Raw genomic sequence first — 13,980 nt, forward strand, 5'->3', positions numbered from 1 at the left:
ACCTAAAGTTACGCTTTTTCAGAGGACGCAGCCGCATCGGCTGCGTCCTTTTTCCATTCCAGAACTGCCGTGTTTCCTTCTGTGTGGCAAAGTACAAACGCCGGTGCCAGCGCGAACGGCTTTTTCGGGTCGAATGGGCATTGCAGACGCAGTCCGGTCTCGGTCGGCTGAATCTGCACGCTTTCGTTGGATAGAAGCGCGTCCAGAACCGCATCTCCGGTGACAAGCGGCGGCTCGGGCGGCGCATTGCTCTGCGGCAAAGTCTCCGGCGCAGACGCGAGGTAGAACCGTTCGGGTTCGCCCTCGCAGCCAGTCTCATGCAGCATTTGCCGCGAGAGATGCCGGCGCAGGCGCAGACGGCCATGCTCCGGTGCAGGCAGACCGACCCGCAGGATGTTTCCGTTCACGACCGTATAGCAGCGCAGCAGTTCGTCTCCGCAGACAGCGCAGTCGAGATTGACCTGCACGCCGCTCTTGTCCGGGGTCCAGTCGATCGTGCCGATTGGGTTGTCGTTACAGAATACGTCTGCGCGCATGGACGGTTCTCCTTTCTGCAAGTTATAATTTGTTAAACGAAGCGAGCGAAACTCATCTTCGCGGCGGGGCGCATAAGAGGGTAGACAACCTGCGGTTTTGCCCGTAGGCCACTAAACCTTGTTCCCGCGCCGTGCGCGGATTTAATGAGTACGTACCCTCTTATGAATCTCCCCTTTTCCCTTAGAGAGTCTGGCGCAGATTTCCTATATGTGACCGCTCCGAAAAGGAGGAACGGCAGTCGGGTTACCACAGCGTTTCTTTCACGAAATATTCGCAGTTCGCAGACAGCGTACTGCTACACATATCGGAAAGCCTACGCAGAGGGCGGCACGGCTATGCCGCCCAAAGATTACGCCTGCGATTGCAGTGTGGCACGCGCTGTCTGACGCAGAAAAGACGTCCGTAGACGGCAAATCCCAGTCTATACGCAAAAAGCGCATACCCCATAAAAGGATATGCGCTTTCTCCCGCCGTTATACGGCTTACCCCTGCACCGAGCCGAGTCCGAAACTGACCGCCAGTGCTTCATCGACGTGCCGCATGGCTTTTTCGTCAAGCGATCCCATTTTCTCGCGCAGGCGGCGTTTGTCCAGCGTGCGGATCTGCTCGGTGAGGATGATAGAATCCTTGGTCATTCCGTAGTTCGGCGCACCGACCGTGATATGCGTCGGCATTTTCGCCTTGTTGATCTGCGATGTAATAGCGGCGGCGATCACGGTCGGACTGTACCGATTGCCGACGTTGTTCTGCACGATCAGCACCGGTCGAATGCCGCCCTGCTCACTGCCAACCACCGGACTGAGATCGGCATAGTAAATATCTCCGCGTTTGATGTTGCTATCCACTTTGGTTCACACTCCGATGAAATAGATTTACGGTGCTGCCTGATGGTTTTCCCGCAAACCTATTTTCCCCGTGTCACACAAAATTATAACTGTATAATGCAGAAAAGCGGAGAGAGAAAAATCTCCTCCGCTTCATCTTATGCACGCAATGTCAGTAAATTACCGATAGAAGCGCGGCACGCGCCGGCTGATGGCACACAGCACCTCGTACGAGATGGTGCCTGCCGCGTCTGCTGCGTCCTCTGCCGTCCAGCCTTCCGGGCCGAACACGGTCACTTCGTCACCGCGATGTACGTCTACGCCCTCCGGAATACGCACCATGCACATATCCATGCAGATGCGGCCGAGCACGGGCGCTTTCACGCCGCCGAGCAGCACCTGCGCCTTGCCCGAGCCGGTACGCAGATAGCCGTCCGCGTATCCCATTGAGATAACCGCCATATGGGTCGGCTCTGCCGTCTCGAAGGTGCGGCCATAGCTGATGGTCGTATTCGCCGGAATATCGCGCACCTGCACCACACGCGCCTTGACGGTCATGGCGGGTCTCAGATCGAGCACCGGCGGCACGGAGGCATCCGGGCGATAGCCGTACAGGATAATGCCCGCGCGGGTCATCGTGCAGTGCATCTTCTCGTAGGTCTGGATAGCACCGCTGTTCGCACAGTGGCGCAGCGGCAGGTCAAGACCGGCCGCTTGCAGACCCTCGCACACGTCCGAGAAGCGCTTGTACTGCAGCTCGGTGTATTCCTCGCCCGAGGGCACGTCGGCAACCGCAAAATGCGTGAAAATGCCTTCGCTGATCAGGCCCGGCAGCTTGGAGCACGCAAGGATATCCTGCACGGTCTGCTCACACTCCCACGACGGAAAGCCGAGGCGTGTCATGCCGGTATCCAGCTTGTAGTGTACGGTGACCGGCTTGCCGGTGCGCTCTGCTGCCGCGCTGATGAGTTCTGCGGTCTCGCGGTCGTACACCGGCACGGTGATGCCGTACTGTACCGCCGTGTCCATATCCTTCTCGTCCACATAGCCAAGGATGAGGATGGGCGTTTCGATGCCTGCTTCTCGCAGCTCCACACCCTCCGGAATGGTCGCTACCGCAAAATACGGTGCGTCCATCTTCTCCAGCCGCTTAGCCACCTGCACGGCACCGTGACCGTATGCGTCCGCCTTAACGACACACAGGACCGGCGCCTGCGCCTGCTCGCAGATCACGCGATAATTATGCTCGATCGCACCGAGGTCGATCTCCGCCCAAGTGCGGTGTTGATTTACTTCCATTGTTTTCGTCACTCCAACAGAACCGTTTGGCTCCTGATTTACTGACAGGATTCCACCTGTATGGTCAGCACGCGCGCACCGTCCGCATACAGCTCGGCATAGACCGGCTGCAGATTGCTCTGCCGCAGCCACACCTGCTTTTCCACGCTGTCGTCTGCATTTTCATAGCGCAGCACGAGCAGGCTCTCGCCGTTCGTGCGCTCGCTCCACACCTGCACAGGCACAGCATACCGCAGATCGTTCAGCAGGCAGAACCACGCGTCTGCCGGTGTCAGTCCGGTATGCCGAGGAGCAATATCATCCAGCTGCAGCTCATTGTACTGCAGCGTGAACGCGCCGTTCTCCTCACCTGAGATGCGCCCGCCGATACCGGCGACCGACTCCGGTGCGGTCAGCGTGAAGGAATCGCTGTCCTCTCTATTATAGACATAGTCGCTTTCAAATTCCAGTACAGATTCGTCCAAATCCGAGATTATTTTCAAATGCGCCGTACAGCTGTCCAGCGATGCGAAATGCGCACGCACATCCTCGGCACTCATTTCCGCCGAGCGGCCGCAGCCGCAGAGCAGAACAAGCGCCGCCAAACCACACAGCAGCCTGTTCAGATTACCACTCCTTTGACCGGTTTATCACCATGTTTTCGAGTTATAGCGTTTCAGCAGAATCGGCAGCTGCGTCAGCATATCGCTCGGCGTCATGCCGTATTCGCTCAGCGCGTTCGCAGCCAGATCTCCGGCTCTGCCGTGCAGCCACGCCGCCGTACAGGCTGCCGGAACCGCGTCAATGCCCTGTCCGCACAGCGAAACCAGCATGCCCGCCAGAACATCCCCGCTGCCGCCTTTCGCCATGCCGGGATTGCCCGAGGTATTGCGATAACAGCCGCCGTCCGGCGTGAAAATGCGGGTGCGGTGTCCCTTATAGAGCACAATGCACCGATCGTCCTGCGCGAACTGTGCTGCGTCCGCAGCGGTCGCGTCCGGCTTGCCGCTGAGCCGTGCGAACTCGCCCGCGTGCGGCGTGAGCACGACCGGCTTTGCCGTTCGCCGCAATATATCCTTATGCCCGGTAATCGAATTTATGCCGTCCGCATCGAGCACAATCTGGCATTTGACCTTTTCAAGCAGGGTACGCACGATTTCGGTCAGAGTATCCGAACGGCCGAGTCCGCACCCGATGAGCAGCGCGTCCGCCTTTTCGGCAAGCGCAAGCAGCTTCGGCAGTGCGTCCATGGAAAACAATCCGTTTTCATCCTGCGGCATGGACCGCACGACCGGCTCATTCAGCTTGACCGCCAGCACCGGCCACGCACCCTGCGGAACTGCCAGCGTCACAACGCCGCTTCCCATGCGGACCGCGCCCTGTGCCGAAAAATATGCCGCACCTGTATATCCTGCCGAGCCGCACACGCACAGAATGCGGCCGTAGTCGTTTTTATTTGTCTCCGGATTGCGCGAATGCAGTACGCCGTCCGCGAAGTCCTGGTTTATCTCAATCATATCGTTTCCTTTCAAGTCGAAGCCGCTGCCGCGTTCGCCTGCGCGTGCACTGCGTCGATTGCGAGGACGACCGCCAGCGCAAGTGTTTCGTCTGCGGAATCGGCAATGTCCAGCTGGTAGCAATCACCCCAGGTGAACCACTCCTTGGAGATGGACACGATCTCGCGTCCGTTCTGCGTGATGCGGTACTCATGCGCCCAGAAATCACCCTCGATTGTCCAGTCGAGACCCTCGATTTCGTATTTTTCGTAGAAAAATGTAAGCCGCTTGACGATTTCCGCGCGTTCCACGCCGTCGATGTACACGAAGAACCGCGGCATCATACTGAACACCTTCTGCTGGATAAACGCGGTCTCGTGTCCGGTCAAGTCGGTGACATACAGCTTCTTGCCCCACGAGAAAAACTCCCCTTCGACATGGTATTTGTCCGCGCCGGTTTCATCAAACACGGTAAACCGATCCACCCATGAGAACACCTTTTGTTTGATATATAATTTCATATTGATCCCACCTCTCTTTTCTTACAGAATAGCACGGCGTGTGCTGACCGTCAAGCACGGACGTTCTGCCGCGCTGCCGCATAGGCTGACACGAGGAGGTGATACTTTGGCGATCAAGATTTTTGTCGATCAGGGACACAATCCGTCCGGTCCGAACACCGGCGCGGAAGGCGGCGGTCTGCTCGAACAGGATGTGACCTACGCTGTCGGCGTGTATCTGGCTGATCTTCTGCGGGCCGACCCGCGGTTTGAGGTGCGGCTGAGCCGCAGCACACCCGAGGAAATCCTCGGCACAAGCAACGCCACCAGTCTGGCCGAGCGCGTGCGGCTGGCGAATGAGTGGCCTGCGGATTACTTCATCAGCATCCACTGCAACGCGAACGTAAATCCCGCCGTCAACGGCACTGAGGTGTATGTTTATCAGGAAAATACGCAGGCGTACTGGCTGGCGCAGCATGTGCTCGCCGGCATTGTTGCGCGTGTCGGCACACGCGATAACGGCGTGCGCATCCGTCCAAGCCTGTATGTCCTGCGGCGGACACAGATGCCTTCGATTCTGGTCGAGCTGGCATACCTGACCAATGCTTCCGATGCGATGAAGCTGGAAAACGATCCGTTCGGGTTTGCACAGGGCATTTATAACGGTCTGCTCAGTTATTTTGACTTTGAACCGTATTAACGAAAAAAAGCGAGAGGTTTTACCTCTCGCTTTGCGCTTATTTTATTAGAAACCGCCAGTCACACCGAGCACCTGTCCGGTAATGAAAGACGACTTATCCGAGCACAGATACAGAATACTGTCCGCGACCTCGGCTGCCGCGCCGACTCTTCCGAGCGGTGTCTGATCGGCAAGCTCCTGCATGGTATCCGCACTGTGCATGGCGTTCATGTCGGTGTCGATCACGCCCGGTGCAATGCAGTTGACCCGGATATTGCTCGGGCCAAGCTCCTGCGCGAGCGACTTGCTCAGGCCGATAATCGCAGCCTTGCTCGCGGAATAATGGCTCTCACAGGACGCGCCGCACTCCCCCCACATGGACGACACCGTGACGATGCTTCCCTTGTGGTTGTGCAGCATTTCGGGCAGCACGGCGCGAATCGTGCGCACCGTACCCATGAGATTGACATCCAACATGTGCATCCAGTCCGCGTCCGTGATATTTTGGAACAGCTTCTGTTCGGCAATGCCTGCGTTGCAGACCACAGCATCTATCGTGCCGAACCGCGCCTTCACTTCCGCGACCGCGAGTTCCACTGCCGCCGTATCCTGCTGATCGGCTGAAAGTGCAAGTGCGCCGGTCTCCCCAGCGAGCCTGTCCGCCGCTTCCCTGCTTTTGCTGTAAGTAAACGCGGTATTCCATCCGTTTTCGGCAAACACACGCACACAGGCGGCACCGATACCGCGCGAGCCTCCGGTGATGAGAACAGTCTGCGCCATGTTAGATGGCAACCGTCTGCTGTGCCTCGAACAGACACTGGTTCAGATCCTTGCTCTGTGCCAGACCTTCCTCAATGTCGATATCGGTAACAATGCTGTTATCCGAAACAACAACGCGGTTGGTCTTGCCCTCCATCAGAGCACGAACCGCAGCATAACCCATGCGAGTCGCCATAACACGATCCATAGCAGACGGAGAGCCGCCGCGCTGGATATGGCCGAGGATGGTAACACGGGTATCGATGCCGGTAGCCTCGTGAATCTGGTCTGCAACGTCCTGTGCGGAGCCATAGCCCTCGGCTACGATGATGATATGGTGGTTGCGGCCCTTGATGCGGCCGATACGCATTTTCTCTACGATCTCGGTGTCGAAATCCAGCTGACGCTCGGGCAGGCAGATTGCGGTCGCGCCGACTGCACAGCCAACCTGCAGTGCCAGATGACCTGCACGGCGGCCCATAACCTCTACAACAGAGCAGCGCTCGTGGGACTGCATGGTGTCGCGCAGCTTATCGATGCACTCGATCGCGGTATTGCAGGCGGTGTCAAAACCGATGGTGTAATCCGAGCAGCCGATATCATTATCAATGGTACCCGGAACGCCGATGCACGGAACTCCCTTGCGGGAAAGCGCCTGTGCACCGCGGAATGTACCGTCACCGCCGCAGCAGATCAGGCCGTCAATACCGAGGTAACGGCAGGTGTCAGCCGCCTTCTGCAGACCTTCCTCGGTCAGCATTTCCTTGCAGCGTGCGGTGTACAGCATGGTGCCGCCCTTGCGGATAATGCCGTCTACACTGCGGGCACCCATCTCGATGATGTCACCGTTGATGAGACCGCTGTAGCCGCGGCGAATGCCAAGAACGGAAATATCGTGTGCGCTTGCGCTGCGGACTACCGAGCGGATAAGTGCGTTCATGCCGGGTGCGTCGCCGCCGCTGGTAAGTACGCCGATTCTGCGAATTTGTTTATCCATGATAAAGCCTCCCTGTTGTCGGGTCTGTTTTCTTTCTTAGCGGCACAGTCGATGCCGCACTGACCTCTGTATTGCAGTTTTGTTTCCCTCTGCGGAAACCGTCTCTCTCCCTACGGATAAACACAGTCTCCTATTGTATTATAACATCTTCCTCGCGCAAGAGAAAGCGTAATCTTGTTAAAAATGCAATATCCGGTTTGCACCAGTACCGGCGGGCAGCGAGCGTCTTTTTCTTCGTGTCCATCGGGTAGAGATAGACCGGCGTATCGCCGGGCTGCGTGCGCAAAACCTCTTTAATCTGCGTCCATTCATCGCCCTGCAGACTGGAAATACGCAAAAACAGCTTTTGCGGCGCCAGCTTCGCCGCCTGCGCATCGGTGTAGACCGATTTCTGCGTGCCCTTTTTCGGCTGCTGCAGGCTCTCCACCGCACTCTCAGTGAGCGGCTGCGCCTCGTTCAGCAGCACCTTGGGCGCCTCGTCCTCTCGGGCGTCGATCTTACCGGTGAGCAGGACTGCGCTGTCCTCGGTGAGATATGCGCCGCACTGCTGCAGCGAACGCGGGAACACGACAAGTTCAATCGCCGCCGTGTCGTCCTCTGCGGTGACATATGCCATCATCGAGCCGTTCTTGGTCGATTTCAGACGCACCGCCGTGATAACACAAGCAAGCCGGACGGTCATGCCGTCCTTGTAGACCGGCTGGCTGCTCTCGCCCGTCAGGTCGTCGATGATCTGCTTGACGGAGGCCGCCTGCGCCTTCTGCGTCAGGCTGCGGTACTCGTCCATCGGGTGACCGGAGAGGTACAGACCGGTGGTCTCCTTCTCCATCGCCAGCAGTTCCCGCTTGGGTACTTCCGGAATGTTCGGCATCGCAATCTGCGTGTCGCGCACCTCGTCGTTGCCCATGCCGAACAGGTCCATCTGCCCCTCGATGTTCTTCTTGCGGTTCTGGGCAATGGCATCTACCACGGGATTGACGATTTTCAAAAGCTGACTGCGGTAGTAGTGCATGGAATCGAACGAGCCTGCCTTGATGAGACTTTCAAGGGCTCTGCGATTGAGTTCGCGGTCGTACATGCGCTCACAGAAATCCTGGAACGAGGTAAACAGGCCGTTCGCCTCTCGCTCCTCGACAAGCTGCTTCATAAACGAGCGTCCCACACCCTTGACCGCAGCAAGGCCGAAACGGATATTCTCGCCCGCAACCGAAAACTCATCGTAAGACTCGTTTACGTCCGGCGGGAGCACCGCGATGCCCATATCACGCGCCGCCTGAATATACTCGGAGATCTTATCCGAAACATCCAGAACGCTCGTCAGCAGCGCCGCCAGATACTCGCGCGGGTAATGGCACTTGAGGTACGCCGTGCGGAACGATACGACTGCGTAGCATACGGCATGTGCCTTGTTGAACGCGTAGTTTGCGAAATCCATGATCTCGTCAAACAGACTTGCCGCAACAGCTTCGGGCACGCCGCGCTTGATGGCGCCGTCAATGCCCAGCTCCTCATTGCCGTAGATGAAGTTGACGCGCTCCTTTTCCAGCTCCTTCATCTTCTTTTTACTCATGGCGCGGCGCACCATATCTGCCTTGCCGAGCGAGTAACCCGCAAGGCTCTGGAACACCTGCATAACCTGTTCCTGATAGATCATACAGCCGTAGGTGACGCTTAAAATCGGCTCGAGCAGCGGATGCTTGTACGTTACCTTTTCCGGATGATGACGGCACTCGATGTAGCGCGGAATGGACTGCATCGGACCGGGCCGGTACAGCGCAACGACTGCGGTAATATCCTCGATAGACTGCGGCCGCAGACCGGTAACGACGTTGGTAATGCCCGCGCTTTCCAGCTGGAACACGCCCATGGTCGAGCCCTTGCCGAGCATTTCATAGGTCGCGGGGTCGCTCATATCCACGTTCTCGATGGAAAAATCCGGCGTGTGACGGCGAATCAGCTTTTCTGCGTCCGCGATAACGGTCAGGTTGCGCAGGCCGAGGAAGTCCATCTTGAGCAGACCCAGTTCCTCGATGGTCACCATCGTAAACTGCGTTACCATCTGGTCGCCGTTGCGCGACAGCGGAACGTAGGTGTCCACGGGGTCCTTGGTGATAACCACGCCTGCCGCATGCGTCGATGCGTTGCGCGGCATGCCCTCGAGCGCACGCGCCGTATCAATAAGCTCTTTGACCTGCGGCTGCTCGTCGTACATCTTTTTCAGCTCCGCGTTGATGGTCAGCGCCTTGTCGATCGTAATGTGCAGCTCGTTCGGCACCTGCTTGGCAACCGCGTCAACATCGTTGTACGGAATGTTGAGCGCACGGCCGACATCGCGGATGGCACCGCGGGCAGCCATCGTGCCGAACGTGACAATCTGCGCCACGCGGTCCTTGCCATACTTGCGGGTAACGTACTCGATGACCTCCGGACGGCGAACATAGCAGAAGTCCACGTCGATATCCGGCATGGAGACACGCTCCGGATTCAAAAATCGCTCGAAGTACAGCGAGTAGTGAATCGGGTCAAGGTCAGTGATAGCGAGACAGTACGATACGATCGAGCCTGCTGCCGAGCCGCGTCCGGGTCCGACCGGAATGCCCTGACTTTTCGCGTAGCCGATAAAGTCGGACACGATGAGGAAGTAATCGACAAAGCCCATCTTGGCGATCATGTCGATCTCGTACTGCAGACGCTTGCGCACGGTGCCGTCGTCGTTCGGATAGCGTCTTGCGAAGCCTTCATCGCACAGCTTCTGCAGATATTCGAGCGAGGTGTAGCCGTCCGGCACATCGAATTCCGGCAGGTGGTACTTGCCAAACTCGAACTCGACCTGACAGCGTTCCGCAATCTTTACCGTGTTGGCGAGTGCCTCCGGGTGCTCCGGGAACAGCGCCGCCATTTCGTCCGCGTCCTTGATGTAGAACTCCTGTGTCTCGAACTTCATGCGGGTCGGGTCATCCACGGTCTTGCCCATCTGGATGGACATGAGCACGTCCTGAATGCGCGCATCCGCCTTAGTCAGATAATGCGCGTCGTTCGTTGCCACCAGACCGATATTCAGCTCTCTGGAAAGCTGGTACAGACCCTCATTGACTTTCTGCTGTAGCGGAATGCCGTGGTCCTGAATCTCAAGATAGAAATGCTTCCGGTCAAAAATATCGAGGAACTGCTCGCAGAGGTCATACGCGCCGTCCATATCACCATCCGCCAGCGCACGCGGGATCGCGCCCGCCAGACAGGCAGACAAACAGATGAGTCCCTCGCTGTGCGCGCGCAGCAGCTCCATGTCGATACGCGGCTTCATGTAAAAGCCCTCCGAGAAACCGCACGACACCATGTGGATGAGGTTGCGGTAGCCGGTCATGTTCTCGCACAGCAGGATGAGGTGCGTGTGCCACTCGCCGTTGATGTAGCTGCGGTCAAAGCGCGAATGCGGCGCCAGATACACCTCGCAGCCGATGACCGGATGGATACCCTTCGCCTTGCAGGCGCGGTAAAAGTCGATCACGCCGTACATGACGCCATGGTCGGTCAGCGCGCAAGAGGTCTGCCCCAGCTCTGCCACACGGTCCACCAGCTTTTCGATACGGCAGGCGCCGTCCAGCAGGCTGTATTCGCTGTGGACATGCAGATGTGCAAATGGTACCAATTTAGTCCTCCTTTTCCGCAAGCTCGATAATCTTTTTCAGGCGGTGGCTCAGTCCCGGTTTGGAGATGGGCGGGTCGAACCGCTGCGCCAGCTCGGACAGGCTGTCCGTCGGGTATTCCAGACGCAGGCGCACGGTCTCCCACAGGTTGCCCGGAAATGCGTCCTCCCCCCGGCTGTCGATCAGCGCCTGAATCGCCGCGATCTGCCGTGCCGATGCATCGGCGGCCTTCATCATGTTTGCAGTCTCACAGTTGACCTGCCGGTTGATCGTGTTGCGCAGATTCTTCTCCACCTTCGCCTGCATCAGCTCCATCGCCGCGTGCGGCGCACCGATGCGCGTGAGGAAATCCTCCGCGCTTGCGCCGTCCTTGAAGTACAGCAGATACGCGCTACTGCGCCGTGCCTGCTTGGGCGATAAACCTAAATCAAGCATCAGGCTTGTCTCCTCACCCGACAGACTCTGGTGGGTGGTTTTCAGCTCGAGATGGCTTTTCTTGTCCGGTCCCGCGACCGTGCCGCCCATAAGGAAGGCGCCGCGCAGAAAGGACGCAATGCAGCAGTCCTCCTCGAGCAGATTACGGTTGATATGATAGGTGATATGGCTCTTGCAGTCGTAGCCGAGCGCATCAAACACGCGTCCGATCTGCGCCGGTTCGGTGAGCACAAGCTGCTGCTTGCGGCCTGCCTTCTGCGGCTCGCACTCGACAAAAAACGCGCGCTGCAGCAGCGCCTGCAGGCGACGGACAACGGTCATGTTCTCCGCCGACAGCCGTATCTCCTTGTGCGAAAAAACCGAGGCATGGAGCAGTGCGCCGTAAACCTCGGCACGCGTGCAGCAGGCGCGCTGCATGGATACCCGGCACAGCTCGTTTTTGACCTCGGTTGAAAAAGACATATATTCTCTCCGTTCTGTACAGCACGCTTCGCCTGTCCGGAACGAAGCGGGTTTATCTCTGGTAATCGCGGTGCATGGTTACTACACCGTATTCCTTCCTGCGCAGGTGTTCGCTCAGCGCCTCGGTGATAGCGACCGAGCGGTGCTTGCCGCCGGTGCAGCCGATGCTGATGATCAGATTCGCCTTGCCTTCCGCGATATAGCGCGGCAGCAGAAAGTCGATCATGCCCGTCAGGTAGCGCATCAGCACATCCGCCGTACCGCCGCGGAACACATAATCGCGCACCTCCGGATCGGTGCCGTTGCGCTCGCGCAGGCTCATTTCGTAATAGGGATTGGGCAAGAAACGCACATCGAACACAAGGTCGCTCTCGGGCGGAATACCGTACTTGAAGCCAAACGACTGCACGATGACCTCGAACACCTCTCCGCTCTCGGTGCCGGAAAACAGCGTCAGCAGACGCTCGCGCAGACCGGCGGCAGACAGTCCGGTGGTGTCCACCACAAAGTCGGCACGGTCGCGCAGACCGGACAGCATTTCGCGTTCCTTTTCGATGGCGGCTGTCATGGACATGCCCTTTTCCATCAGCGGATGCTTGCGGCGCGTCTCCTTGTAGCGGCGGATGAGCGTCGGCGTGTCCGTGTTGAGGAACAGGATGCGGTAATCGCAGCCCATGCTCTTGATCGAATCCAGCGAATCAAACAGCTGCTGGAAATCGCCGCCTGCACGCACATCGGTGACGAGCGCCACACGTTCATAGCGTTCGGTTGCCGCCAGACAGATCTCCGCGAAGCGCGGTATGAGGGAGATCGGCAGATTATCGACGCAGTAATAGCCTAAGTCCTCAAGCGTGGCGACCGCGCGGCTCTTGCCTGCGCCCGACATACCGGAAATGATCAAAAAATACATGTTACCTTTCCCCCTGCCCTGTGTTTCTGCTGTGATAACGCCGCCGAGCGGCGCTGCTGATTATTTTACGATGCGCACCTCGCACTCCAGCTCCACGCCGAACTGCTCGCGCACCCTGTTCTGCACCAGTTCGATCAGGCGCAGCATGTCATCGCATGTTGCACCGCCGCGGTTGATAAGAAATCCCGCGTGCTTTTCCGAAACCTGTGCCGCGCCGACGCTCGTGCCCTTGAGACCGGCCTGCTCGATAAGCTGGCCCGCAAAGTGTCCCACGGGACGCTTAAATGTCGAGCCTGCCGACGGGAAGTTGAGCGGCTGTTTGTCGCGTCTGCGCTGCGCGAAATCGTTCATCTTATCCAGAATCGCCGCCGAATCGCCGTTCTGCAGCTGCATGGTCGAACGGAGCACTGTCCAGTCCGGATGCTTGCGGAACACGCTGGTACGGTAGTCAAAGCCGTGCTCATCGCCCTTGAGGGTGCAGATATTGCCTTCGCCGTCTACAAATTCAGTCTCCTGCACAATGCCGGCCATCGTGCCGTCATACGCACCCGCATTCATGTAAACCGCGCCGCCCAGACTGCCCGGAATGCCGCCTGCAAACTCGGCTCCGGTCAGACCGGAACGCTGTGCGCGGCGGGCAATGCGGCTGAGCAGCGCGCCCGCCTCGGCAGAGACGGTGTTATCCTCGTTTACGCGGACTTCATCCAGCTCGGATGTGCAGACAACCGCACCGCGGATGCCCGCATCGGCCACCAGCATGTTGGAGCCGTTGCCGAGCAGCAGGAACGGAATATTGCGCTCGCGCAGTACGGCAAGTGCCGCGGTCAGTTCCCTGCGGGTCTTCGGCTGCACGAACAGGTCGGCCGGTCCGCCGATGGCAAACGTGGTATGGCGGCGCATGAGTTCATTTTCTGCAATATCTATTTCAGGTGCGGCCTCTCGCAATGCCGCGATGCAATCCTTAATATGTTCCATAAGGCGTTTAATCCTCCAAAAATCTATATAAAAAAGTTTAAGTAGTATACCCTCGGAATTCCTGCCGCGTCATGCGGCGGCGCATCGAAGGTCCGGCACCGGGAGCAGGCTCCGGTTTGTCCTGCCATGCCGTTTTGGTTTTTGCTTTACTGTTTATTATAACAAATGTAGATGGGATGCGCAATCAGTCCGAGCGGGTTTCCGCAGATTTTTTCGGTTAAAAATCGGTTTTTTCTCTATTCGGCACCGGCTGAGCGGGGCACTCGAACTGCCGCAGGCGTGTTCGCCCTGATGGGGCGGCTCCTTTCTCTGCACCGGCTGAGCGGTGTACTCGAACTGCCGCAGGCGTGTTCGTCCCTAACGGGGCGGCTCCTTTCTCTGCACCGGCTGAGCGGGGTACTCGAACTGCGTTAGCGTGTTCGCCCTTTCCGGGCGGCAGTTTTTTCGCTGAACCTCAGCGGGGGGATTCGCCGTCTGCGGA

The 13,980-nt window shown here is 58.2% G+C and carries 13 protein-coding genes; 1 reads left to right on the forward strand and 12 read right to left on the reverse strand.

The window, feature by feature from the left end; translation table 11 throughout:
* Window positions 1-8 precede the first annotated feature (8 nt).
* The 6 genes from PGY33_RS13405 to PGY33_RS13430 all read right to left on the reverse strand — a co-directional run bounded on the left by PGY33_RS13405 (window position 9) and on the right by PGY33_RS13430 (window position 4,656).
* On the reverse strand, window positions 9-536 hold the full coding sequence (locus PGY33_RS13405) for a hypothetical protein (RefSeq protein ID WP_118479487.1): 528 nt from the start codon (window positions 534-536) through the stop codon (window positions 9-11).
* A 483-nt stretch (window positions 537-1,019) separates the two neighbouring features.
* Window positions 1,020-1,382, reverse strand: a complete 363-nt coding sequence (locus PGY33_RS13410) for a type II toxin-antitoxin system PemK/MazF family toxin (RefSeq protein WP_270479028.1) — start codon at window positions 1,380-1,382, stop codon at window positions 1,020-1,022.
* A gap of 159 nt (window positions 1,383-1,541) precedes the next feature.
* The gene (alr, locus tag PGY33_RS13415; protein ID WP_117555035.1) at window positions 1,542-2,660 is read right to left on the reverse strand and encodes an alanine racemase; all 1,119 of its coding nucleotides are present in this window, start codon (window positions 2,658-2,660) and stop codon (window positions 1,542-1,544) included.
* 38 nt (window positions 2,661-2,698) lie between these two features.
* On the reverse strand, window positions 2,699-3,244 hold the full coding sequence (locus tag PGY33_RS13420; protein WP_118753361.1) for a hypothetical protein: 546 nt from the start codon (window positions 3,242-3,244) through the stop codon (window positions 2,699-2,701).
* Window positions 3,245-3,289: 45 nt separating this feature from the next.
* On the reverse strand, window positions 3,290-4,156 hold the full coding sequence (locus PGY33_RS13425; RefSeq protein WP_118753362.1) for an NAD(P)H-hydrate dehydratase: 867 nt from the start codon (window positions 4,154-4,156) through the stop codon (window positions 3,290-3,292).
* Between the two features lie 11 nt (window positions 4,157-4,167).
* Window positions 4,168-4,656: an LURP-one-related/scramblase family protein gene (locus PGY33_RS13430; protein ID WP_117487840.1), complete on the reverse strand. Its 489-nt coding sequence runs from the start codon at window positions 4,654-4,656 to the stop codon at window positions 4,168-4,170.
* A gap of 106 nt (window positions 4,657-4,762) precedes the next feature.
* Between PGY33_RS13430 and PGY33_RS13435 the strand changes: the two genes are divergently transcribed.
* Complete coding sequence (locus PGY33_RS13435; RefSeq protein WP_270479033.1) at window positions 4,763-5,335, forward strand: N-acetylmuramoyl-L-alanine amidase family protein; 573 nt, start codon at window positions 4,763-4,765, stop codon at window positions 5,333-5,335.
* Between the two features lie 45 nt (window positions 5,336-5,380).
* On the opposite strand, the gene PGY33_RS13440 is transcribed toward PGY33_RS13435, so the two are convergent.
* The 6 genes from PGY33_RS13440 to murB all read right to left on the reverse strand — a co-directional run bounded on the left by PGY33_RS13440 (window position 5,381) and on the right by murB (window position 13,499).
* A complete protein-coding gene (locus PGY33_RS13440) occupies window positions 5,381-6,094 on the reverse strand; it encodes an SDR family NAD(P)-dependent oxidoreductase (protein ID WP_118479474.1) in 714 nt (237 codons plus the stop codon).
* Between the two features lies 1 nt (window position 6,095).
* Window positions 6,096-7,070 carry a 6-phosphofructokinase gene (gene pfkA / locus PGY33_RS13445; RefSeq protein ID WP_118479472.1) on the reverse strand — a complete coding sequence of 325 codons (975 nt, stop codon included), beginning with the start codon at window positions 7,068-7,070 and terminating at the stop codon, window positions 6,096-6,098.
* Between the two features lie 130 nt (window positions 7,071-7,200).
* Window positions 7,201-10,719 (reverse strand): DNA polymerase III subunit alpha, encoded by a 3,519-nt coding sequence (locus tag PGY33_RS13450; RefSeq protein ID WP_118479470.1) that lies wholly within the window; start codon window positions 10,717-10,719, stop codon window positions 7,201-7,203.
* A 1-nt stretch (window position 10,720) separates the two neighbouring features.
* Window positions 10,721-11,614 (reverse strand): DNA-binding protein WhiA, encoded by an 894-nt coding sequence (gene whiA, locus PGY33_RS13455; RefSeq protein ID WP_118479468.1) that lies wholly within the window; start codon window positions 11,612-11,614, stop codon window positions 10,721-10,723.
* 52 nt (window positions 11,615-11,666) lie between these two features.
* On the reverse strand, window positions 11,667-12,524 hold the full coding sequence (gene rapZ / locus PGY33_RS13460; protein WP_118479466.1) for an RNase adapter RapZ: 858 nt from the start codon (window positions 12,522-12,524) through the stop codon (window positions 11,667-11,669).
* 60 nt (window positions 12,525-12,584) lie between these two features.
* On the reverse strand, window positions 12,585-13,499 hold the full coding sequence (gene murB / locus PGY33_RS13465; protein ID WP_110437063.1) for a UDP-N-acetylmuramate dehydrogenase: 915 nt from the start codon (window positions 13,497-13,499) through the stop codon (window positions 12,585-12,587).
* Between the last annotated feature and the right edge of the window lie 481 nt (window positions 13,500-13,980).

Origin of the sequence: Butyricicoccus sp. AF18-9LB (genome assembly GCF_027684505.1) — a bacterium.
GTDB lineage: Bacteria > Bacillota > Clostridia > Oscillospirales > Butyricicoccaceae > Agathobaculum > Agathobaculum butyriciproducens.

What these genes read in the sequence shown, in the direction of transcription:
- PGY33_RS13405 (WP_118479487.1), bottom strand. Translation starts at nt 536, where the DNA reads ATGCGCGCAGACGTATTCTGTAACGACAACCCAATCGGCACGATCGAC.
- alr (WP_117555035.1), bottom strand. Translation starts at nt 2,660, where the DNA reads ATGGAAGTAAATCAACACCGCACTTGGGCGGAGATCGACCTCGGTGCG.
- PGY33_RS13425 (WP_118753362.1), bottom strand. Translation starts at nt 4,156, where the DNA reads ATGATTGAGATAAACCAGGACTTCGCGGACGGCGTACTGCATTCGCGC.
- PGY33_RS13430 (WP_117487840.1), bottom strand. Translation starts at nt 4,656, where the DNA reads ATGAAATTATATATCAAACAAAAGGTGTTCTCATGGGTGGATCGGTTT.
- PGY33_RS13440 (WP_118479474.1), bottom strand. Translation starts at nt 6,094, where the DNA reads ATGGCGCAGACTGTTCTCATCACCGGAGGCTCGCGCGGTATCGGTGCC.
- pfkA (WP_118479472.1), bottom strand. Translation starts at nt 7,070, where the DNA reads ATGGATAAACAAATTCGCAGAATCGGCGTACTTACCAGCGGCGGCGAC.
- whiA (WP_118479468.1), bottom strand. Translation starts at nt 11,614, where the DNA reads ATGTCTTTTTCAACCGAGGTCAAAAACGAGCTGTGCCGGGTATCCATG.
- rapZ (WP_118479466.1), bottom strand. Translation starts at nt 12,524, where the DNA reads ATGTATTTTTTGATCATTTCCGGTATGTCGGGCGCAGGCAAGAGCCGC.
- murB (WP_110437063.1), bottom strand. Translation starts at nt 13,499, where the DNA reads ATGGAACATATTAAGGATTGCATCGCGGCATTGCGAGAGGCCGCACCT.